Origin of the sequence: Escherichia sp. E.sYA108, assembly GCF_011754335.1 — a bacterium.
Classification (GTDB): Bacteria; Pseudomonadota; Gammaproteobacteria; order Enterobacterales; family Enterobacteriaceae; genus Escherichia; species Escherichia coli.
Genome location: NZ_JAAQVZ010000001.1, coordinates 2,816,976 through 2,838,750 on the forward strand (window position 1 = coordinate 2,816,976; position 21,775 = coordinate 2,838,750).

Genomic DNA, 21,775 nt, shown 5'->3' on the forward strand with positions numbered 1-21,775 from the left:
CATAGGTGGACCAATCATATAGATGAAGTACGTTTCCCTACAATCCGAAAAATCGGCAGTGTGTAACCACCGATGTTTGGTTTAGATAATTAGTGACGGGCGCGCACCAGCTGATACTTACGCGTCAGATACTCCACCGGGACGCTCCAGATGTGTACCAGACGCGAGAACGGGAACAGCAGGAATAACGTCATCCCCAACACCAGGTGCAGACGGAAGATAAACGCCACGCCATCAAGATGTTGAGAAGCGCCACCGTGGAAGGTCACTACCGACTGCGCCCAGCCAACCAGTTTCATCATCTCGCTACCGTCCATATGCTGGGCGGAGAACGGAATGGTCAGCAGGCCCAGCGCGCACTGGATAACGAGCAGCGACAGGATCAGGATATCCGCTCCGGTAGTCGTTGCACGCACGCGTGGGCTGAACAGACGACGTTTCAACAACAGCACGCCGCCAATCAGACACAGTACGCCGCTGGCACCACCAGCAAACATCGCCATTTTCTGTTTTACTTCAATCGGCAGCCAGGCTTCATACATCCAGTGCGGCGTCAGCATACCGAAGAAGTGACCGACAAAAATCCCCAGAATACCGATATGGAACAGGTTCGACGCCAGATTCATCCCTTTGCGATCCAGCATCTGGCTGGACGCCGCACGCCATGTGTACTGCCCGTAGTCATAACGCAGCCAGCTACCAATCAGGAAGACCGCCCCGGCTATGTACGGGTAGATATCAAAGAAGAACATATTCAGGAATTGCATTAGTGCTGTCCTCCGGTGGTGATATTCAGATATTGCGGCGCGACGGCACCGGCAAAGCGACGCTGATGAGCAGTGATTGCTGAATCACCGCAGCCTTTTTCAGCAAAGAATTTAACCTGCTCTTCTTCCCAGACTGCATCCAGCGCCTGCGGCGTATCGTCGCGCGCTTCATCGGCAATTTTTTCCGCCACTTTGTCGCTGTCGATTGCGGTATTCGCCAGTTTCAGCAGCAGATCAAACAGCACGGCATAACGGCTTTCACGCTGTTGCAGACGCGCGCTCAGCAATGCCAGAATCGGCGCAATATCTTTCAAACCCTCCACGGCTTCGCTTTGCGGCAGCTGCGCCAGGTACTCCAGATACAGCGGCAGATGGTCGGGCAATTCGCGGCTGTTTAACTGCAAGCCGTGCTGCTCGTACTGCGCCAGCAGATCCACCATCGCCTGGCCGCGGTCACGGGATTCACCGTGAACATGTTCAAATAGCAACAGTGACGTGGCGCGGCCACGGTCGAACAGTTCGCTGTACTGCGCCTGGGCATCGAGCGGATCCATCGTCGTTAAATCGCGCAGGAAAATGCCCAGCGCATGGGCATCCTCTTTTGGCAGATTTTTCGACGCGGCAATCGCCTCAAACATCTCTTGTTGATGCTGCCATAAGGCAGCATCCGGATATTCAAGGAGACGCGATACAATCACGAGTTCGATCATGGGTGCGGCTCCGTTTTGCTGGTTACATCGATGGCATCGATACGGCGGCTGTTGAACAGATTGAATTTGGTATCTGAACCGTGGCAGCCATCACCAAAGGTAAAGCCGCAGCCATTTTTCTCCGGGAAGGCTTCCCGCGCCAGTTCACGATGACTGCTCGGCACCACAAAGCGATCTTCGTAGTTGGCAATAGCCAGATAACGATACATCTCCTGTGCCTGGGCTTCGGTCAGACCGACCTCTTCCAGCGCACGGGTATCGACTTTACCGTCAACGGTTTCAGCACGTTTGTAATGACGCATCGCCAGCATACGTTTCAGCGCGCGCAGTACCGGTTTGGTATCACCGGCGGTCAGCAGATTCGCCAGATACTGTACCGGAATACGCAGGCTTTCGACGTCTGGCAGAATGCCGTTGCTGCCCAGTTCACCCGCGTCTGCCGCAGACTGAATCGGCGACAGAGGCGGCACGTACCAGACCATCGGCAGTGTGCGATATTCCGGATGCAGCGGCAGCGCCAGTTTCCATTCCATCGCCATTTTATAAACTGGCGACTGCTGCGCAGCCTCAATAACGCTCAGCGGAATACCGTCTTTAATCGCCTGCTCGATGACTTTCGGATCGTTCGGATCGAGGAACACATCCAGCTGACGCTGGTAGAGATCTTTCTCGTTCTCGGTACTTGCCGCACGTTCAATCGCGTCGGCATCGTACAGCAGCACGCCAAGATAACGGATACGACCGACACAGGTTTCTGAACATATTGTCGGCTGGCCGGCTTCAATACGCGGATAGCAGAAGATGCACTTCTCAGACTTACCGCTCTTCCAGTTGAAGTAGATTTTTTTGTACGGGCATCCGGTGATGCACATACGCCAGCCACGGCATTTATCCTGGTCGATCAGGACGATGCCATCTTCTTCACGCTTGTAAATCGCACCGCTCGGGCAGGTCGCCACACATGCCGGGTTCAGACAGTGTTCGCACAGGCGCGGCAAATACATCATGAAGGTGTTTTCGAACTGGCTATACATCGCCTTCTGGATGTTGTCGAAGTTCTTGTCTTTCGCCAGCTTGTCAAACTCACCGCCCAGGTCATCTTCCCAGTTCGGCCCTTTTTCGATTTTCGCCATCCGTTCGCCGGTAATCAGTGAACGCGGACGGGCAATCGGCTGTGATTTGCTGCCTTCCGGCGCGGTATGCAGGTTCTGATAATCAAAATCGAACGGCTCGTAATAATCGTCGATCCCCGGCAGATGCGGGTTAGCGAAGATTTTACCCAGCAGCATGGCACGGTTACCCATGCGCGGCTGCAGTTTGCCGTTGATTTTACGGATCCAGCCGCCTTTGTATTTTTCCTGGTTTTCCCAGTCAGTCGGGAAGCCCTGGCCCGGCTTGGTTTCCACGTTGTTGAACCACGCGTATTCCACGCCTTCACGGCTGGTCCAGACGTTTTTACAGGTCACTGAACAGGTGTGGCAGCCGATGCACTTATCGAGATTCAGCACCATGCCGACTTGTGAACGAATTTTCATTTTACGCTCTCCTGTACCTGGTCATTGCCTTCGCCATCTAACCAGTCAATGTTCTTCATCTTACGCACTACAACAAACTCATCGCGGTTAGAACCTACGGTGCCGTAGTAGTTAAAGCCATATGCCAGATGGGCATAGCCGCCGATCATATGCGTCGGTTTCGGCGTGATACGGGTGACCGAGTTATGGATACCACCACGCTGTTGGGTAATTTCCGAACCAGGCAGGTTAACGATACGTTCCTGCGCGTGGTACATCATGGTCATCCCTGCCGGAACACGCTGGCTGACAACCGCACGGGCAGTCAGTGCACCGTTGCTGTTGAAGACTTCAATCCAGTCGTTATCGGCGATACCCAGCTCTTTGGCATCGGCTTCACTCAGCCAGACCACCGGACCACCGCGACCTAAAGTCAGCATCAGCAGGTTGTCGCTGTAGGTGGAGTGGATACCCCACTTCTGGTGTGGCGTCAGGAAGTTGAGCGCTTTTTCCGGGTTGCCATTGGATTTCTGGCCCATCACTTCTTTCACCGAACGGGTGTCGATCGGCGGACGATAAACCAGCAGGCTTTCACCGAAATCACGCATCCATTGGTGATCCTGATACAGCTGCTGACGGCCAGAGAGCGTACGCCACGGGATCAGCTCGTGAACGTTGGTGTAACCGGCGTTGTAAGAAACGTGTTCATCTTCAAGGCCAGACCATGTCGGGCTGGAGATGATTTTGCGCGGCTGTGCCTGAATATCGCGGAAGCGAATCTTCTCGTCTTCTTTATTCAGCGCCAGATGCGTATGGTCACGGCCGGTAAACTCGCTCAGGGCAGCCCAGGCTTTTACAGCTACCTGACCATTGGTTTCCGGTGCCAGCGTCAGGATCATCTCTGCCGCATCAATTGCGGTATTGAGCATCGGCTGGCCTTTTGCCGGACCTTCCGCTTTGGTGTAGTTGAGCTTACGCAGGAGATCCATCTCGCTCTGGGTGTTCCAGGCAATCCCTTTACCGCCGTTACCGATTTTCTCCATCAGCGGGCCGATAGAGGTAAAGCGTTCGTAAGTTGCTGGATAATCGCGCTCTACGACCATAATGTGCGGTGCAGTTTTACCTGGGATCAGGTCGCATTCGCCTTTTTTCCAGTCTTTCACATCCAGCGGTTGCGCCAGTTCAGCGGCAGAGTCGTGCTGGATAGGCAGCGTGACGATGTCAGTTTCTTTACCCAGATGACCAACGCACACTTCGGAGAATTTCTTCGCGATGGCTTTGTAGATTTCCCAGTCGCTTTTCGCTTCCCAGGCCGGATCGACCGCCGCAGACAGCGGGTGAATAAACGGATGCATATCCGAAGTATTCATGTCGTCTTTTTCGTACCAGGTCGCCGTCGGCAAAATGATGTCGGAATAGAGACAGGTGCTCGACAGACGGAAGTCCAGCGTCACCACCAGATCCAGCTTGCCTTCCAGACCGTTGTCCTGCCAGTCCACTTCTTCCGGCTTCACGCCGCCCTGCTGACCCAGGTCTTTGCCCTGGATACCGTGCTCCGTCCCCAGCAGGTACTTGAGCATAAACTCATGACCTTTACCGGAAGAACCGAGCAGGTTAGAACGCCAGATGAACAGGTTACGCGGGTGGTTTTTACCGTTTTCCGGCTGTTCCGCAGCGAAACGGATAGAACCCTCTTTCAGGGATTTCACCGTATAGTCCACCGGATTCATCCCGGCTTTTTCTGCTTCGCGAGCGATAGTCAGCGGGTTAGTGCCTAACTGCGGCGCAGACGGCAGCCAGCCCATGCGTTCTGCACGGACGTTAAAGTCGATCAAGTGTCCGGTATAGCGAGATTTATCCGCCATCGGCGACAGCAGTTCTTCCGCAGTCACGGTTTCATAACGCCACTGGCTGGAGTGGTTATAGAAATAAGAGGTACTGTTCATGTGACGCGCCGGACGCTGCCAGTCGAGGGCAAACGCCAGCGGCTGCCAGCCGGTTTGCGGACGCAGTTTTTCCTGACCTACATAGTGCGCCCAGCCACCGCCGCTCTGACCGACACAGCCGCAGAAAATCAGCATGTTGATCAGACCACGATAGTTCATGTCCAGGTGATACCAGTGGTTCAGCCCAGCGCCGACGATAATCATCGAACGACCGTGCGTTTTATCAGCGTTATCGGCAAATTCACGGGCGATGCGAATAATCTGGCTGCGAGAAACGCCGGTAATCTGCTCTGCCCAGGCAGGGGTGTAAGCTTTCACATCGTCATAGCTGGTTGCACAGTTAACGTCGTTCAGGCCACGTTCCAGACCGTAGTTTGCCAGCGTCAGATCATAAACGGTGGTCACCAGGGCGGTGCTGCCATCAGCCAGTTGCAGGCGTTTCACCGGCAGCTTATGCAGCAGCACGTTTTCCAGTTCCACTTTGTTGAAGTGTTCCGTGCCATCGCCACCAAAGTACGGGAAGCCCACCTCAGCGATCTCATCCTGGCTACCCAGCAGGCTCAGTTGCAGCTCGGTTTCTTCGCCAGTTTTGCCGTCGCGCTGCTCAAGATTCCATTTGCCCTTCTCGCCCCAGCGGAAGCCAATAGAACCGTTCGGCGCAACCATTTCACCATTGGTATTAAAGGCGACAGTTTTCCATTCCGGATTGTTTTCCTGGCCCAGTGCATCCACCAGATCAGCAGCGCGCAGCATACGACCCGCAGCGTAGTAACCGTCGCGCTCTTCCAGCATCACCAGCATCGGCATGTCGGTGTAGCGGCGCACATAGTCGGTGAAATACTGGCTTGGGTTGTCGAGGTGGAATTCACGCAGCATTACGTGACCCATTGCCAGCGCCATTGCCGCATCGGTGCCCTGTTTCGGTGCCAGCCACAGATCGCACAGTTTGGCGATTTCAGCGTAGTCTGGTGTGACGGCAACAGTTTTGGTTCCTTTGTAACGCACTTCAGTAAAGAAGTGAGCATCCGGGGTACGCGTCTGCGGCACGTTTGAACCCCAGGCGATGATGTAGCTGGAGTTGTACCAGTCAGCAGATTCCGGTACGTCAGTTTGCTCACCCCAGGTTTGCGGAGACGCAGGAGGCAGGTCGCAGTACCAGTCGTAGAAGCTTAAGCAAGTACCGCCAATCAGCGAGAGATAGCGCGCACCCGATGCGTAAGAAACCATCGACATTGCCGGAATTGGCGAGAAGCCAGCGACACGGTCCGGGCCGTAATTTTTGATGGTGTAAACGTTAGATGCGGCGATCAGTTCGTTCACTTCCTGCCAGGAAGAACGAACAAAACCACCGCGTCCACGCGCCTGCTTAAAGCTTTTCGCTTTATCGGCGTCTTCAATGATAGAAGCCCATGCCTCAACCGGATCGCTATGCAGCGCCTTCGCTTCACGCCACATTTTCATCAGGCGTTTGCGCATCATCGGGTATTTCAGGCGGTTAGCGCTGTATAGATACCAGGAGTAGCTGGCACCGCGCGGGCAGCCGCGAGGTTCATGGTTTGGCAGGTCCGGGCGAGTACGCGGATAGTCAGTCTGCTGGGTTTCCCAGGTGACCAGACCGTTTTTGACGTAGATTTTCCAGCTGCAGGAGCCGGTGCAGTTTACCCCGTGGGTAGAGCGGACGATTTTGTCATGCTGCCAACGCTGGCGATATCCATCCTCCCAGTCACGGTTGGTATTGAGAAGCTGGCCATGCCCATCGGCAAAGGTTTCACCCTTCTGTTTGAAGTAGCGAAACCGGTCCAGGAATTTACTCATCGGTTTTCTCCTGTGGGAGCCTGTCGGCCCTCTGATAAATCGACATTGCTAATGTTTAAGGGCAAGGTAACGCTCTGAAACAGCGTGGGAATTGATAACGATCAAGAGTGATGGGGATGAAAAATAAAGTAAATTCCTGGAATACCCCTTTAGGATAATTAACATTTATAGCATAACAGACTGTAAATTAAGACGTTTTACACCTGTAGTTATTTAAACCATTAAGATTTTTATGCAGATGGGTATTAAGGAGTATTCCCCATGGGTAACATATTAATGACTCTTAATGAAATCCAGCGAAATAAGCCATACAACATTAGTATGTTGTAACTAAATGACGCATAAAAAAAGCGCGACATCATGCCGCGCAAAGGATAATCAAATATTACGATTTATTTTTTAGAATGCCGACCATATACCGCCCAGGTAATCACCACGCAGGCGATATAGAAAATCAAAAATACTTTCATTGCGCCGACTGGCGAACCCGTTAATGCCAGCGAGCTACCAAACGCTTTCGGGATAAAGAAGCCACCAATCGCGCCAATCGCAGAGATGAAACCCAGCGCCGCTGCCGTGTCGGTTGCCGCTTCACGCATCGCACGTTCGTCAGAACCCCCTTCTGCTTTCACGCGATCCATTGTCAGTTTACGGAAGATCACGGAAATCATCTGGAAAGTGGAACCACTACCCAGCCCAGCGGTCAGGAACAGCGCCAGGAAGACTGCGAAGAACGCCATGAAGCTTCCGCCCTGTCCGTCAGTCGGTAAGGTCAGGAACAGCAGGCCGCTGAAAATCGCCATCAGGATAAAGTTCACCAGCGTGACACGAGTTCCGCCCAGACGGTCAGATAATGCACCACCTGCAGAACGCGCCAGCGCACCAATAAACGGCCCGAAGAAAGCGTATTGCAGAATCTGAACATCCGGGAACTGCGTTTTTGACAGCATCGCAAAGCCCGCGGAGAAGCCGATGAAGGAGCCGAAGGTTGCCAGATACAGCAGGCTCATAATCCACAGATGACCCCGTTTGAGTACCGGCAACTGCTCCTTGATGGAGGCTTTCGAGGTGGCAAGATCGTTCATGCCAAACCACGCCGCAATGGTGAAGATGGCAAGTAACGGCACCCATATCCAGGACGCATTCGCCAGATACAGCTCAGTCCCATCCGGCTGTTTGACGCCCTGGCTACCAAATACTGCGAAAATCGACAGTGATACCACCAGCGGAGCAACCAACTGCATGACGCTGACGCCCATGTTGCCCAGACCCCCATTCAGACCCAGCGCGCCACCCTGCTTCTGTTTCGGAAAGAAGAAGCTGATGTTTGCCATACTGGATGCGAAGTTCGCGCCAGCAAAGCCGCACAGCAGAGAAATGATGATGAAGACGCTATAAGGCGTGGAGGTATCCTGCACGGCAAAACCCAGCCAGACGCAAGGAATAATCAGAATACCGGTGCTGAACGCCGTCCAGCGACGACCACCGAAGATAGGAACCATAAAGGAGTATGGAACACGTAATAACGCGCCAGAAACCGAAGGCAGCGCAGTCAACATAAATAGCTGATCGGTCGTAAAATTAAAACCGACTTTCGGTAAGTTCACCGCAACAGCGCTGAACAACATCCATACGCAAAACGCCAGCAGCAGACAGGGAACGGAAATCCACAGGTTGCGGCTGGCAATACGTTGACCGCGTTGTTGCCAGAACGCAGGATCTTCCGGTCGCCAATCTGTAATGACAGCTCCAGTAGCCCTTTCGGGGGCGGATGAGTGACTCATAGACACCTCTGATACTCGTTTCGATGTCTGCCACCTTAGTGTCTGTAGCTAAAGGCAATTTGATGTAAATCAAACGATAAGATAACTTTATCTATCATTGATATTTATCATTATCCATAGTGAGTACAGTGATTTCATAAAAATTATGAGATTTTTCACGGTACTGTAAAATCCCTACCCTTACCGATGTAAAGCGACTAACCACACGGCAAATAAGGAGTAACTCTTTCCGGGTATGGGTATACTTCAGCCAATAGCCGAGAATACTGCCATTCCAGAATGTATCGTCACATTCATTAAGGTTATTGCTCATTTAAAGCCTGAAGGAAGAGGTTTACATGCTTAAACGTTGTCTCTCTCCGCTCACCCTGGTTAATCAGGTTGCGCTTATTGTGTTGCTTTCTACTGCTATTGGACTGGCAGGGATGGCGGTTTCTGGCTGGCTGGTGCAAGGCGTTCAGGGCAGCGCCCATGCGATCAACAAAGCGGGATCGCTGCGCATGCAAAGTTACCGTCTGTTGGCAGCAGTGCCATTAAGCGAGAAAGACAAGCCCTTAATTAAAGAGATGGAACAAACAGCATTTAGCGCCGAGTTGACTCGAGCAGCAGAACGAGACGGGCAACTGGCGCAATTACAGGGTTTACAAGATTACTGGCGTAATGAACTGATCCCTGCACTGATACGTGCACAAAACCGCGAAACGGTGTCAGCGGATGTCAGCCAGTTTGTTGCCGGGCTTGATCAGCTGGTATCTGGTTTTGATCGCACCACGGAAATGCGCATTGAGACAGTGGTGCTGGTCCATCGGGTAATGGCGGTATTTATGGCACTTTTACTGGTATTCACTATTATCTGGTTGCGGGCGAGATTGCTACAACCGTGGCGGCAACTGCTGGCAATGGCGAGTGCCGTCAGCCATCGCGATTTTACCCAACGCGCAAACATCAGCGGGCGCAACGAAATGGCGATGCTTGGAACTGCGTTGAACAATATGTCTGCAGAACTGGCCGAAAGTTATGCCGTACTTGAGCAGCGGGTTCAGGAGAAAACCGCCGGGCTGGAGCATAAAAATCAGATCCTCTCTTTTTTATGGCAGGCTAACCGCCGTTTGCATTCCCGCGCCCCGCTGTGTGAACGCCTGTCACCTGTACTCAACGGATTACAGAATTTAACCCTGCTACGTGATATCGAACTGCGGGTGTATGACACTGATGATGAAGAGAATCATCAGGAGTTTACCTGCCAGCCAGATATGACTTGTGATGATAAAGGCTGCCAGCTCTGCCCGCGCGGCGTATTACCCGTTGGCGATCGCGGCACAACCCTGAAGTGGCGGCTGGCTGACACTCATACGCAGTACGGTATTTTGCTGGCGACCCTGCCGCAGGGGCGTCATCTTAGCCATGATCAACAACAACTGGTGGATACCCTGGTTGAACAACTCACCGCCACGCTGGCGCTGGATCGCCATCAGGAACGTCAGCAACAGTTGATCGTGATGGAAGAGCGTGCCACCATTGCGCGCGAACTGCATGATTCTATTGCCCAATCTCTCTCTTGCATGAAGATGCAGGTGAGTTGCTTACAGATGCAGGGCGATGCGCTGCCAGAAAGCAGCCGCGAACTGTTAAGTCAGATCCGTAACGAACTGAATGCATCCTGGGTGCAGTTGCGTGAATTGCTCACCACATTCCGTTTGCAGCTCACCGAGCCTGGATTACGTCCGGCGCTGGAGGCGAGTTGCGAAGAGTACAGCGCCAAATTTGGCTTCCCGGTGAAGCTGGATTATCAATTGCCGCCTCGTCTGGTGCCTTCGCATCAGGCAATCCACTTGTTGCAAATTGCCCGTGAGGCATTAAGTAACGCCCTCAAACATTCGCAAGCGAGTGAGGTCGTGGTGACGGTGGCGCAAAACGATAATCAGGTCAAACTGACCGTCCAGGATAACGGCTGCGGCGTGCCTGAAAATGCCATCCGCAGCAATCACTACGGCATGATAATAATGCGCGACCGTGCGCAAAGTTTACGAGGCGATTGCCGCGTCCGCCGTCGTGAATCAGGTGGCACCGAAGTGGTGGTCACCTTTATTCCCGAAAAAACTTTCACAGACGTCCAAGGAGATACCCATGAGTAATCAGGAACCGGCTACTATCCTGCTGATCGACGATCACCCGATGTTGCGAACTGGCGTAAAACAGCTTATCAGTATGGCACCAGATATCACCGTGGTTGGCGAAGCGAGTAATGGCGAACAGGGTATTGAACTGGCGGAGTCTCTTGATCCCGATCTGATCCTGTTAGATCTCAATATGCCCGGCATGAACGGTCTGGAAACGCTGGATAAACTGCGCGAAAAGTCCCTCTCCGGGCGCATTGTGGTATTCAGCGTCTCTAACCATGAAGAAGATGTGGTCACCGCACTGAAACGCGGCGCGGATGGCTATCTGTTAAAAGATATGGAACCGGAAGATCTGCTGAAAGCGTTACATCAGGCAGCTGCTGGCGAAATGGTATTAAGCGAAGCATTAACGCCTGTTCTGGCCGCCAGCTTGCGCGCTAACCGTGCCACTACTGAGCGCGATGTTAACCAGTTAACCCCACGCGAGCGCGATATTCTCAAGCTAATTGCCCAGGGTTTGCCGAACAAGATGATTGCCCGCCGCCTGGACATCACCGAAAGCACAGTAAAAGTTCACGTCAAGCACATGCTGAAGAAAATGAAGCTAAAGTCTCGCGTGGAAGCTGCGGTATGGGTGCATCAGGAGCGCATTTTCTGATTACGGTTCCCAGCGCAGTTCGTCGTTTGACAATGCGTCGAACGGTTCGACAAGCGTTAGCGTGATCTCATTGGAGGAGACACGCTGCCCCTGGTTATCTTCCACCACCACTGACAATCGCCAGTGATTGCTTGCGCCTTCCCCGTTTTGCCAGTCAGGCATGATCAGCGTCCAGCCCTCCTCACTGTTGGCTTGTGCGCCCGGCGTCAAACTTAATATCTGCGTATCGCCCTGCCAAATCAGTTGCCGAATACCGTAACGACTGCGGATTTGTAATTTCAGCGGCACTGTTTCGCCAGGTTTTAGATCCCACGGCGGTGTCGCCAGAAACACCGTCAACGTTTTTCGCTGTCGGTACTCAAGAGTCGGAAGATTATTTCGCTGCGGATTGTCATAGCGACTACCACGTAACGACTGACTTTCGGCAACCTCGCCCGCAGAAAGTTGTTTTTTGAGCGGTACACCAAAGCGGTAGTTAAGATTCAGCCCGAGGTTATTTTGATTCTCGCCACTTTCACCCTGTTTATGCTGGGCCGTCACAGTGACTAAGGGCACAGGGGTGTAATTTAATCCCAGACTCAACGCGACGGGATTGTGATAACCCGTACCAGAGTTAAACAAATCGACACGATCACCAAAATACTGTTCTACGCTGACACTGGTATTGAGGTGTTGATAGAACGGCATGCGCATCCGGGCTGTCAGGTCGTACCCGCGCGCCATCCGTTGTTCCTGCGTGGCTGTCTGTTCATGCCATGCAGCAAACGGCTGATAAAAGTTTGCCGATAGTCGCAAATATTCGCCCCACGCTTCAGCGCCAAAGCCCGCTCGCTGAAGATTTTCGTCCAGCAAGTTGTCATAAAAAGTGTTATAACCCACCAGCCAGCTGCCGCGCGCCCAGCGTTGCCCAACGCCCACATTGCTCACCAGCCCATCATCCTGCTGAGTAAGACTAAGCTGGCTCCAGGTGAGATAACGATCATTATCTTGTAACGGCACAAACCAGCTTCCACGACTGCCGGTGAAATGTCCTTCGTTATCCACTTTGACGTCAACACTGGCATTTCCCCACGGTGATAGCCAGGACTCTACGTGCTGATTAACCTGTTGACTAAGCGCGTCGCGGACCTTTCCCAATGCGAAAGCTTTTGCCTGCTCGCCAGTATCCAGCCCGTTATCATTCATACTGGTTTCGCCGAAATCTTTCACAATTTCAGCAAAGTGTTTTTCCCCATCATGATTTTCAGGTGCCATGCCTAAATCCGGCAGACCATCATTGTTATTATCAAAGGGATTTGCCGCTTTTTGCTCGAAGGTAGATTGTGCGTTAGCTGTACCGCCTGCCGCCAGCAAGAGTAAATAAAACGGAATAATGCGAGGAACGAAACGGCTCAAAACGTCGGTAACTTCCGGTAAAAATGAAAAACCATAGCCTTAAAGAATAACGATTACTGGCACCTTTTGTCGTATTTTCTCGCGCTTTCAGGAAAATCCTTAAAAATGTGACCGATTGGTCAGACGCTGCAGAAGCAGTAAGATAGAAGATGAGTGTCTAATTCCCTGAATACAGGAGTAAATAATGCAAAAAATCGTGATCGTTGCCAATGGCGCACCTTACGGGAGCGAATCCTTGTTTAACAGCTTGCGGCTGGCCATTGCGTTACGAGAGCAGGAGAACAATCTGGATCTGCGTCTGTTCCTGATGTCTGATGCGGTAACAGCCGGGTTGCGCGGGCAAAAACCAGGGGAAGGCTACAACATTCAGCAAATGCTGGAGATCCTTACCGCTCAGAATGTACCGGTGAAATTGTGCAAAACCTGTACCGACGGGCGCGGGATTAGTACACTTCCTCTGATTGATGGGGTGGAAATCGGTACTCTTGTTGAACTGGCGCAATGGACGCTGTCAGCCGATAAAGTGCTCACATTTTAATGTTTGAGGGGGCGTCTGACGCCCCACTATGAGGAAAGTTTACTCAGGCGAATCCCGGCCGTAACACACCATCCGGATAATTCTCCGCCAGCAGTTTTTTTACCGATACCAGCAATTCATTCAGCCCATCGTCCTGCATTCCCAGTTTGATAAGCTCCTGTTCCAGTGAAAACAGGTATTGTGCATTGGTTCCCAGCGGACCGCTCGCCGCCGCAATCAACGGCGCTATGACCTGAGCGCGAGTGTCAGATTCATATTCTGGATGTCGCGGGTCCATAATAAACACAATGGCGTTTACTGTGCGTCCATCATCAAGATCAAGCTGACACCAGGTTGGCAGATAACAGCCGGTAATCATCTCGCGCTTCCACAGCAGGGTTAGTTCCTGCTCCAGCGTCTCTTCTGGCAGTCGATAGGCGACGCCTGTGGTGCGTCCGCCCTCTTTCAGTGCAAGCATTCGTCCCGGCTGGTGCGCAGTCCCGCGCCCGGCGGTCAGGCGCAGGCAAAACGCGCGATGCCATCCAACCAGTGTACCGGTGCACGACTCGGTAAACTCCAGTGCCGGATTCCACATCAACGATCCATAACCGAAGATCCACACCGGTCCCTCATCAGGTCGACAAGCCAGCGTCGCCGCCAGCGAAGCCGCCCGTTGTTCTGCTGACCATAAGAGTGATTCTTCAATGGCACCAAATGCCGTTTTACAATCGGCATTCATCAAGAAATCACGCGTTATCACCTTACACCTCCGCCACTGCATACTTCCCTGCGACAACTTTTTGGTGTCTTCCGGACATTTTTACTGCTCATTTTGAAACCACTAACGGGACAATATGCAATCCACGGACCACTTGCAACGAATAGCTTTAACTAAGCTACCGGTTTTACGATTTTTTATGCCATTTATCATCATCCCCTTTGGCATATTCATGCTTCACAGCAGCCCAGGCCACTTTATGCGCTGTTTCTTCGCGACTGGCGTCATCACGCCGATCTTCTTTATCTTTATATTGATCCCATGCGCTGTTGAACGCTTCTTTATAGATATCCTGGGCATGAGACGGAAGCACGTGCTTTACGCTTTCCGGCAGATCGCTTTTCGTTTTATACGGCATCGTTGACTCCTTTTACAAAGTTGAACATTAAGTGTGGTCAACAATATCTACTCTTGCCAAAACATAAGAATTTTCATGTCAGACTCTTCTTAAGAAGTGCTAAAACAAACATTGTCTAAACGTATTACTTATTTTTATGCCCAAATGAGTAAAAAATCGACAGCGGGGTAAAAATTCGTAAAATGTTACCGATATCCAGACACTTTCTGTTATTTTTCCTACCTATTTTTTACATTTTCGATAAATTCATCTGCAAAGGGATAACCATAATGTCAAATGCTCAAGAGGCGGTAAAAACCCGCCACAAGGAGACTTCGCTTATTTTCCCGGTTCTGGCGCTGGTAGTGCTGTTCCTGTGGGGAAGCAGCCAGACACTACCAGTGGTCATTGCCATCAATCTTCTTGCGCTTATTGGTATTTTAAGTAGCGCCTTTAGTGTTGTCCGTCATGCGGACGTATTAGCCCATCGCCTGGGAGAACCTTACGGTTCGCTTATTCTTAGCCTTTCAGTGGTTATTCTTGAAGTCAGTTTGATTTCAGCTTTAATGGCAACCGGCGACGCCGCGCCAACGCTAATGCGTGATACGCTCTATTCAATCATTATGATTGTTACAGGTGGGCTGGTTGGCTTTTCATTATTGTTGGGCGGACGTAAGTTTGCCACCCAATATATGAATCTGTTTGGTATCAAGCAGTATTTAATTGCGCTGTTCCCCCTGGCGATAATCGTACTGGTATTTCCAATGGCTCTGCCTGCGGCGAATTTTTCAACAGGTCAGGCGTTACTGGTAGCATTAATTTCTGCGGCAATGTATGGCGTATTTTTGCTGATCCAGACCAAAACACATCAAAGTTTGTTTGTCTACGAGCACGAAGATGACAGTGATGATGACGACCCGCACCACGGTAAACCGTCTGCCCATAGCAGCCTGTGGCATGCCATCTGGTTGATTGTCCATCTGATTGCCGTTATTGCAGTCACCAAAATGAACGCCAGCCCGCTGGAGACATTGCTCGACAGCATGAATGCGCCTGTCGCCTTTACTGGCTTCCTGGTGGCTCTGTTGATTCTGTCGCCGGAAGGTTTAGGTGCGTTAAAAGCAGTGTTGAATAACCAGGTCCAGCGCGCGATGAATCTGTTCTTTGGTTCAGTGTTGGCAACCATTTCGCTTACCGTACCTGTCGTCACGCTAATTGCCTTTATGACGGGTAACGAATTGCAGTTTGCACTTGGTGCGCCAGAAATGGTGGTGATGGTGGCCTCTTTAGTACTGTGCCATATCTCCTTCTCCACCGGACGAACTAACGTGCTCAATGGCGCGGCGCATCTGGCACTGTTTGCAGCTTATTTAATGACAATATTTGCCTGACATTTATATCTCCTCCGATGGCGGAAATCGGAGGAGATAATAAAAATTATCTGCTTATAGTATTTCTTCATACTACCTGAACAGATTGTTAATCAGATTTGCGAGCCTGTACCACAACCTGCACGAAACCACTGCAACAGCTGATGAAAAGCCGGAACGCGTACAGCATTGCGCACATTTCAGGGATGAAGTGAATATAAATTGAGACGTAGTATCGACACCAAGCCGGCGTTATCCGGTGAGGCGCAATGTTGTGGGGGCTTTATCCCTGGCGGCATTGGTTGCTGGAAAGAGAAAACCCCCGCACGTTGAGAGGTCAAACCTGACAACAGAACGGGGGCTAATCTTGAACCATCAACAATTCAAGAATAGCCGCAAAATGTTGTCATTACAACAAAAAGGCGGCTATATGACGCTCGCGCAGTTTGCCGTGATTTTCTGGCACGACCTGGCAGCACCGATCCTTGCGGGAATTATTACCGCAGCGATTGTTGGCTGGTGGCGTAGCCGGAAGTAAGGTGAAAACGGGCGTCAGGCTGCCGTGATGGCAATATGCGCCCGAAACCGGCCGCAGGGGTAACAGCCTGCGGCCTTTTTTGTATCCGGCACCCATGAAAAAAGTCTTAACGCAGAACGCTAAGACTTTATTTTTCAGGCAAAAAAGATTACTTGCTGGTATCCAGTTCTTCGAAACCTTTCACCAGATCATCAATCGCTTTCATTTGCTTGAGGAACGGTTCCAGTTTAGCCAGCGGCAGCGCGGATGGACCATCACATTTCGCATGTTCCGGATCCGGATGCGCTTCAATAAACAGCCCCGCCAGACCTACCGCCATACCGGCTCTTGCCAGCTCAGCCACCTGAGCACGGCGACCGCCGGAAGCTGCGCCAAATGGATCGCGACATTGCAGTGCGTGGGTAACGTCGAAAATCACCGGCGAATTACCAGACACTTTCTTCATGATGCTGAAGCCCAGCATATCAACAACCAGGTTGTCATAGCCGAAGTTAGCACCGCGATCGCAAAGAATCACTTTTTCGTTGCCGCCTTCTTTGAATTTATCAACGATATTACCCATCTGTCCCGGGCTGACAAACTGCGGTTTCTTGACGTTAATTACCGCACCGGTTTTCGCCATGGCTTCAACCAGGTCAGTCTGGCGAGCAAGAAACGCCGGCAACTGAATCACATCTACAACATCAGCAACGGGCTGTGCCTGGCTTGGTTCGTGAACGTCGGTGATAATTTTCACGCCAAAAGTCTGCTTCAACTCCTGGAAGATTTTCATCCCTTCTTCCAGGCCCGGTCCACGATAAGAGTGGATGGAGGAGCGGTTGGCTTTGTCAAAAGAGGCTTTGAACACGTAAGGGATACCCAGTTTCTGGGTCACGGTTACGTAGTGCTCGCAAATGCGCATCGCCAGATCGCGAGATTCCAACACGTTCATACCGCCAAACAGTACGAACGGCAGGTCATTTGCTACGTTGATGTCACCAATGCTAACCACTTTTTGTTTCATAGGATCGCCTTAATCTTGAGTAAAATGTCGATTAATTAATGCAGCACAATATGTTTATGCGCGATGTTATTTATTTGCGCACGGATCATTTCGCTGATCGGGTCTTCCGGACACTGTTCAACGAAATAACTTAAATCGTTCAACGCAACGTGTTCGCAATCCAGTTGCGCATAAATCAACCCGCGATCGCGAATTTCATAGGGATCTTCCGGGTTGAATTGTAATAAAGCTTCGCTGGTGCGTAACGCCAGCTCCATCTGATTTTCTTCTATCAACGAAGCTTTGAGTGTATCCAGCAATTTGCGGATTACCTCAATGTTATCAGCTTCATCAAGGTCTTCATAAAACAGTTCCGCCGACGGGCTGATATTTCCCTTTAACCACACATCCAGCATATGTTCGCTTAACGATTCACCGTTAAAAGGATTAATCAGCCAAATTTCGCCATCCGGACATTCAATGCGCAATATCAGCTGCGTAGGGAAAATCACCGGCAGCAGCGGCAAATCGAGACGATTCGCGACCCATAATAAAACCGCACCTAATGATACCGCACTGCCCTGTCGATTCTTTAACACCTGGTCCAGCCATAATGCATCGGAAAGACGATAAACGCCGCGTGAGGCTTTAAACCCCCATTCGCCGTAAAACAGCGCGATTAATTTTTCTAGCTGCTCTTCTAATGGCAGAAGCTGGCTAATTTCTTCCTTCGCCAGACTAACGAGACGCTCCAGTTCGTCGTAAACATCTTGCGAGGGAAAATCGCGGCGGATTGCTTCGCAAGCCAGGATCATGCCTTCGCACAATGGCGCTTTATTAAATTCGAAATCAGCTAACGATCTCATGACTTACCCCAGTAACGGTACTTTTGTGGTGGCGAGTTTAATGATGATGTACAGCACCACCAACGCCAGCGGGAAGGCAATAATGCGCGCCTGCTGACTGTGCATACGACGATAATCGAGTGCAATAAAACCCAAAACGATATAAATGATAACTCCAAACAGCTTTTCAGTCAGCCACTGTGCCTGCCCGGAAAATGGCTGGATGTGCGCTTTAGCCATCAACGCAATGCCGCTTAACAATAACAGCGTATCGACAACCGGCGGCACAATGCGCGTCCAGCGAGCAAATGCCTGTGGATGCTTCTGATAACGTAGCCAGAAACGTAAGGTCAATAGCCCAACAGAAAGCGCGATACTAATGAGATGAACGCTAAGCAACGTAGAAAAACTTGTCATTGATAATAGCGGCCGAGCGTTACGCGCTCGTTATCCCCATAGTCACGGCAGGTTTCGACGTCATGATACCCCGCGAAGATAAATGCCTGTCGCACCGCTTCACCCTGCTGCCAGCCATGCTCCAGAAGCAGAAAGCCGCCGGATACCAGCGCGTTACGCGACTGTTCGATGATATGCACGATGTCTGCCATTCCACTGTCTGCCGCAACCAGCGCAGTGAGCGGCTCAAAGCGGACATCGCCTTGTTGAAGATGTGGGTCCTGCTCGTCAATATACGGCGGATTGCTGACAATCATCGCAAACTGCTGCCCGGCTAGCGCGCTAAACCAGTCGCTTTGCAGAATGTGGATATTTTTGATAGCCAGATGCTGGGCATTACGTTGCGCCAGAGAGACAGCATCTGGCATACGATCTACAGCGGTAATTTCGCAGTCCGGACGCTCGCTGGCCAGCGCCAGCGCAATCGCCCCGGTACCCGTCCCGAGATCGAGAATACGGCAAGGTTGTTCAGGCAACCGCGCCAGTGCCTGCTCCACCAGACACTCCGTATCCGGGCGCGGAATTAAGGTCGCTGGCGAAACAAATAACGGCAACGACCAGAATTCTCGCACCCCGGTTAAATGAGCAATGGGTTCACCATCGCGACGACGCGTCAGTAGCGCATCAAGTTGCTGACATTGTTCGTCAGTCAGCTGCGTTTCACCAAAGGCGAGAATAAAAGTACGCCCTCTGCCGGTAACATGCTCCAGCAGGATTTCAGCATCACGCCGCGGGCTTTCGCTCGCCTGAAGTTGGCTTATTGCTTCACGTAACCAGTGTTGATATTCCATTATTCCTGCTCGGACAACGCCGCCAGTTGGTCGGCCTGATGTTCCTGGATAATCGGTTCAATCAGCATATCCAGCTTACCTTCCATCACTTCATCCAGGCGGTAGAGCGTCAGGTTGATGCGGTGATCGGTAACGCGCCCCTGCGGGAAGTTGTAAGTACGGTTACGGTCGCTGCGATCGCCACTCCCCAGCAGGTTACGACGGGTAGACGCTTCGGCCTGTTGCCGTTTTGCCATTTCAGCAGCGTGGATGCGAGCACCGAGTACAGAAAGTGCTTTAGCTTTGTTTTTATGTTGTGAACGTTCGTCCTGACATTCAACAACAATCCCGGTCGGCAAGTGAGTAATACGAATTGCCGAATCGGTGGTGTTAACGTGCTGACCACCCGCCCCTGACGAGCGGAAAGTATCAATGCGCAAATCTGCTGGGTTGATGTCCGGCAGTTCTGCATCAGGCAGTTCTGGCATTACCGCAACGGTACAAGCAGAAGTATGAATACGACCCTGCGATTCCGTAGCAGGAACACGCTGCACGCGATGACCGCCAGATTCGAATTTCAAACGACCATATACACCGTCACCGCTAATTTTGGCGATGATCTCTTTATAACCACCATGTTCACCCTCGCTGGCGCTCATGATTTCTACACGCCAGCGGCGGGCTTCGGCGTAACGGCTGTACATACGGAACAGATCGCCAGCGAACAGCGCCGCTTCGTCGCCGCCGGTTCCGGCACGGACTTCGAGGAAGGCGTTACGTTCGTCATCAGGATCTTTTGGTAGTAATAGAACCTGTAATTGCTGTTCCAGTTGCTCGCTTTTTTCTTTAGCTTCGCGCAGTTCATCCTGCGCCATCTCACGCATTTCAGGATCGTCGAGCATCATCTGTGCGGTTTCGATATCTTCCTGAACCTGTTGCCAGTCGGTAAAACAGCGCGAAACATCACTTAACTGCGCATATTCACGAGATAATGCGCGAAAACGTTCCTGGTCAGCGATGGTTTGCGCATCACCCAGCAGCGCCTGAACTTCTTCATGGCGTTCATGCAGGGCTTCCAGTTTGGCAACGATAGAAGGCTTCATAGGCGTAAATGCACCCTGTAAAAAAAGAAAATGATGTACTGCTACTCCAGCCCGAGGCTGTCGCGCAGAATATTCAGGCGTTCGTTATCCCCGTCACGGGCAGCCTGTTGAAGTGATTTTGTTGGTGCATGGATCAGGCGGTTAGTCAGTTTCCATGCCAGATCCTGCATAATGGTTTGCGCATCACCGCCCTGTTCAAGGGCCGCTAACGCTTTAGCAGTTAACTCATCACGAACCTGCTCTGCCTGGCTACGATAATCGCGAATAGTTTCGCTGGCGCTTTGTGCTCGAAGCCATGCCATAAATTCACTGGCCTCCTGGGCGACGATAGTTTCCGCCTCCACAGCAGCAGCTTTCCGTTGCGCCAGGTTGTGCGAAATAATGCTTTGCAGATCGTCAACGCTATAAAGATAAGCATTCGCCAGTTTACCAACTTCCGGCTCAACATCGCGCGGAACGGCAATATCCACCAGCAGCATTGGTTGATTGCGACGGCTTTTTAATGCGCGCTCCACCATGCCTTTACCGATAATCGGCAACGGGCTGGCGGTGGAACTGATGATGATATCGGCTTCGCGCAGACGTTCGTCGATATCGCTCAGGGCAATCACTTCCGCGCCAACCTCATCTGCCAGAATTTGGGCACGTTCGCGAGTGCGATTGGCGATAATCATCTTCTGTACTTTGTGTTCGCGCAGATGACGCGCCACCAGCTCGATGGTTTCGCCCGCGCCAACCAGCAGTACCGTCACCGTAGAGAGCGATTCAAAGATCTGCCGCGCCAGCGTACAAGCCGCAAAAGCGACAGACACAGCACTGGCACCGATATCTGTTTCAGTGCGAACGCGTTTCGCGACAGAGAAAGATTTCTGGAACATGCGTTCCAGTTCGCTGGCCTTCATATGACCTTTTTGCGAATCGGCAAACGCTTTTTTAACCTGACCGAGGATCTGCGGCTCGCCAAGGACGAGAGAATCAAGCCCACTGGCAACGCGCATTAAATGACTGACCGCATCGTTATCCTGATGCCAGTAGAGGCTATTACGCAGATCGTCTTCGTTGAGATTATGGTAATCACACAACCAGCGAATGAGCGCCTCTTGCAGGTCATCCCGTTCTTCAACGCTGAGATAAAGTTCTGTGCGGTTACACGTCGACAGCACCACACCGCCCTGCACCATCGGCTGCGCAAGCAGGCTGTCAAGCGCCTGATCGAGCTTATCCGGCGAAAACGATACACGTTCTCGCAGCGATACAGGTGCCGTTTTATGGTTGATACCGAGTGCTAAAAGGGTCATGTCTGCGGGAAATAATACCAACGTTGATAGGGTTAGTCTGCTTGCATCATACAGGATGCGTAAGATCAATAA

19 protein-coding genes are annotated in these 21,775 nt (G+C 51.7%); 5 read left to right on the forward strand and 14 right to left on the reverse strand.

Annotation, left to right across the window (positions count from 1 at the left end; translation table 11 throughout):
• Positions 1–89 precede the first annotated feature (89 nt).
• From narI to narK, 5 genes are all read right to left on the reverse strand, one after another.
• The gene (narI, locus tag HBM92_RS13310) at positions 90–767 is read right to left on the reverse strand and encodes a respiratory nitrate reductase subunit gamma (protein WP_001160110.1); all 678 of its coding nucleotides are present in this window, start codon (positions 765–767) and stop codon (positions 90–92) included.
• Positions 767–1,477 (reverse strand): nitrate reductase molybdenum cofactor assembly chaperone, encoded by a 711-nt coding sequence (gene narJ / locus HBM92_RS13315; RefSeq protein WP_000571684.1) that lies wholly within the window; start codon positions 1,475–1,477, stop codon positions 767–769. The genes narI and narJ overlap by 1 nt, the downstream gene beginning before the upstream one ends.
• On the reverse strand, positions 1,474–3,012 hold the full coding sequence (gene narH, locus HBM92_RS13320; protein ID WP_000702647.1) for a nitrate reductase subunit beta: 1,539 nt from the start codon (positions 3,010–3,012) through the stop codon (positions 1,474–1,476). Before narH ends, narJ begins: the two co-directional genes overlap by 4 nt.
• A complete protein-coding gene (locus tag HBM92_RS13325; RefSeq protein WP_000032955.1) occupies positions 3,009–6,752 on the reverse strand; it encodes a nitrate reductase subunit alpha in 3,744 nt (1,247 codons plus the stop codon). The genes narH and HBM92_RS13325 overlap by 4 nt, the downstream gene beginning before the upstream one ends.
• Positions 6,753–7,144: 392 nt before the next feature.
• Positions 7,145–8,536 (reverse strand): nitrate transporter NarK, encoded by a 1,392-nt coding sequence (gene narK / locus HBM92_RS13330; protein WP_001304428.1) that lies wholly within the window; start codon positions 8,534–8,536, stop codon positions 7,145–7,147.
• A gap of 338 nt (positions 8,537–8,874) precedes the next feature.
• Here narK and narX point away from each other — a divergent pair, with 338 nt between their 5' ends.
• A complete protein-coding gene (gene narX, locus HBM92_RS13335; protein ID WP_000918039.1) occupies positions 8,875–10,671 on the forward strand; it encodes a nitrate/nitrite two-component system sensor histidine kinase NarX in 1,797 nt (598 codons plus the stop codon).
• A complete protein-coding gene (gene narL, locus HBM92_RS13340; protein WP_000070491.1) occupies positions 10,664–11,314 on the forward strand; it encodes a two-component system response regulator NarL in 651 nt (216 codons plus the stop codon). The genes narX and narL overlap by 8 nt, the downstream gene beginning before the upstream one ends.
• Here the strand turns inward: narL and ychO are convergent, their stop codons facing one another.
• Positions 11,315–12,709, reverse strand: coding sequence for an inverse autotransporter invasin YchO (gene ychO / locus HBM92_RS13345; RefSeq protein ID WP_000086197.1), 1,395 nt, complete (start codon positions 12,707–12,709; stop codon positions 11,315–11,317).
• Between the two features lie 184 nt (positions 12,710–12,893).
• Between ychO and ychN the strand changes: the two genes are divergently transcribed.
• Positions 12,894–13,247 (forward strand): DsrE/F sulfur relay family protein YchN, encoded by a 354-nt coding sequence (gene ychN / locus HBM92_RS13350; RefSeq protein WP_001169659.1) that lies wholly within the window; start codon positions 12,894–12,896, stop codon positions 13,245–13,247.
• A 43-nt stretch (positions 13,248–13,290) separates the two neighbouring features.
• Here ychN and chaC read toward each other — a convergent pair whose 3' ends face one another.
• Together chaC and chaB are read right to left on the reverse strand one after the other, a co-directional pair.
• A complete protein-coding gene (gene chaC / locus HBM92_RS13355) occupies positions 13,291–13,986 on the reverse strand; it encodes a glutathione-specific gamma-glutamylcyclotransferase (RefSeq protein ID WP_000632706.1) in 696 nt (231 codons plus the stop codon).
• A 145-nt stretch (positions 13,987–14,131) separates the two neighbouring features.
• The gene (chaB, locus tag HBM92_RS13360; protein WP_001146444.1) at positions 14,132–14,362 is read right to left on the reverse strand and encodes a putative cation transport regulator ChaB; all 231 of its coding nucleotides are present in this window, start codon (positions 14,360–14,362) and stop codon (positions 14,132–14,134) included.
• Positions 14,363–14,631: 269 nt separating this feature from the next.
• On the opposite strand from chaB, the gene chaA reads away from it, so the two are divergent.
• On the forward strand, positions 14,632–15,732 hold the full coding sequence (gene chaA, locus HBM92_RS13365; RefSeq protein WP_000063608.1) for a sodium-potassium/proton antiporter ChaA: 1,101 nt from the start codon (positions 14,632–14,634) through the stop codon (positions 15,730–15,732).
• A gap of 409 nt (positions 15,733–16,141) precedes the next feature.
• Positions 16,142–16,249, forward strand: coding sequence for a type I toxin-antitoxin system toxin Ldr family protein (locus tag HBM92_RS13370; RefSeq protein WP_016265910.1), 108 nt, complete (start codon positions 16,142–16,144; stop codon positions 16,247–16,249).
• A 148-nt stretch (positions 16,250–16,397) separates the two neighbouring features.
• Here the strand turns inward: HBM92_RS13370 and kdsA are convergent, their stop codons facing one another.
• From kdsA to hemA, 6 genes are read right to left on the reverse strand one after another with little or no spacing between them, the layout of a single operon-like run.
• Positions 16,398–17,252, reverse strand: coding sequence for a 3-deoxy-8-phosphooctulonate synthase (gene kdsA, locus HBM92_RS13375; RefSeq protein WP_000811065.1), 855 nt, complete (start codon positions 17,250–17,252; stop codon positions 16,398–16,400).
• A gap of 35 nt (positions 17,253–17,287) precedes the next feature.
• Positions 17,288–18,097 carry an invasion regulator SirB1 gene (sirB1, locus tag HBM92_RS13380; RefSeq protein WP_001257053.1) on the reverse strand — a complete coding sequence of 270 codons (810 nt, stop codon included), beginning with the start codon at positions 18,095–18,097 and terminating at the stop codon, positions 17,288–17,290.
• A 3-nt stretch (positions 18,098–18,100) separates the two neighbouring features.
• Positions 18,101–18,493 (reverse strand): invasion regulator SirB2, encoded by a 393-nt coding sequence (gene sirB2, locus HBM92_RS13385; protein ID WP_000200375.1) that lies wholly within the window; start codon positions 18,491–18,493, stop codon positions 18,101–18,103.
• The gene (prmC, locus tag HBM92_RS13390) at positions 18,490–19,323 is read right to left on the reverse strand and encodes a peptide chain release factor N(5)-glutamine methyltransferase (RefSeq protein WP_000456474.1); all 834 of its coding nucleotides are present in this window, start codon (positions 19,321–19,323) and stop codon (positions 18,490–18,492) included. Before prmC ends, sirB2 begins: the two co-directional genes overlap by 4 nt.
• Complete coding sequence (gene prfA, locus HBM92_RS13395) at positions 19,323–20,405, reverse strand: peptide chain release factor 1 (RefSeq protein ID WP_000804726.1); 1,083 nt, start codon at positions 20,403–20,405, stop codon at positions 19,323–19,325. The genes prmC and prfA overlap by 1 nt, the downstream gene beginning before the upstream one ends.
• Positions 20,406–20,446: 41 nt before the next feature.
• A complete protein-coding gene (gene hemA, locus HBM92_RS13400) occupies positions 20,447–21,703 on the reverse strand; it encodes a glutamyl-tRNA reductase (protein WP_000173201.1) in 1,257 nt (418 codons plus the stop codon).
• Positions 21,704–21,775 lie beyond the last annotated feature (72 nt).

Excerpts from the sequence above, each read along its gene's own strand:
- narI (WP_001160110.1), bottom strand. The coding sequence starts at position 767 with ATGCAATTCCTGAATATGTTCTTCTTTGATATCTACCCGTACATAGCC.
- narJ (WP_000571684.1), bottom strand. The coding sequence starts at position 1,477 with ATGATCGAACTCGTGATTGTATCGCGTCTCCTTGAATATCCGGATGCT.
- narH (WP_000702647.1), bottom strand. The coding sequence starts at position 3,012 with ATGAAAATTCGTTCACAAGTCGGCATGGTGCTGAATCTCGATAAGTGC.
- HBM92_RS13325 (WP_000032955.1), bottom strand. The coding sequence starts at position 6,752 with ATGAGTAAATTCCTGGACCGGTTTCGCTACTTCAAACAGAAGGGTGAA.
- narK (WP_001304428.1), bottom strand. The coding sequence starts at position 8,536 with ATGAGTCACTCATCCGCCCCCGAAAGGGCTACTGGAGCTGTCATTACA.
- narX (WP_000918039.1), top strand. The coding sequence starts at position 8,875 with ATGCTTAAACGTTGTCTCTCTCCGCTCACCCTGGTTAATCAGGTTGCG.
- narL (WP_000070491.1), top strand. The coding sequence starts at position 10,664 with ATGAGTAATCAGGAACCGGCTACTATCCTGCTGATCGACGATCACCCG.
- ychN (WP_001169659.1), top strand. The coding sequence starts at position 12,894 with ATGCAAAAAATCGTGATCGTTGCCAATGGCGCACCTTACGGGAGCGAA.
- chaB (WP_001146444.1), bottom strand. The coding sequence starts at position 14,362 with ATGCCGTATAAAACGAAAAGCGATCTGCCGGAAAGCGTAAAGCACGTG.
- chaA (WP_000063608.1), top strand. The coding sequence starts at position 14,632 with ATGTCAAATGCTCAAGAGGCGGTAAAAACCCGCCACAAGGAGACTTCG.
- HBM92_RS13370 (WP_016265910.1), top strand. The coding sequence starts at position 16,142 with ATGACGCTCGCGCAGTTTGCCGTGATTTTCTGGCACGACCTGGCAGCA.
- kdsA (WP_000811065.1), bottom strand. The coding sequence starts at position 17,252 with ATGAAACAAAAAGTGGTTAGCATTGGTGACATCAACGTAGCAAATGAC.
- sirB1 (WP_001257053.1), bottom strand. The coding sequence starts at position 18,097 with ATGAGATCGTTAGCTGATTTCGAATTTAATAAAGCGCCATTGTGCGAA.
- sirB2 (WP_000200375.1), bottom strand. The coding sequence starts at position 18,493 with ATGACAAGTTTTTCTACGTTGCTTAGCGTTCATCTCATTAGTATCGCG.
- prmC (WP_000456474.1), bottom strand. The coding sequence starts at position 19,323 with ATGGAATATCAACACTGGTTACGTGAAGCAATAAGCCAACTTCAGGCG.
- prfA (WP_000804726.1), bottom strand. The coding sequence starts at position 20,405 with ATGAAGCCTTCTATCGTTGCCAAACTGGAAGCCCTGCATGAACGCCAT.
- hemA (WP_000173201.1), bottom strand. The coding sequence starts at position 21,703 with ATGACCCTTTTAGCACTCGGTATCAACCATAAAACGGCACCTGTATCG.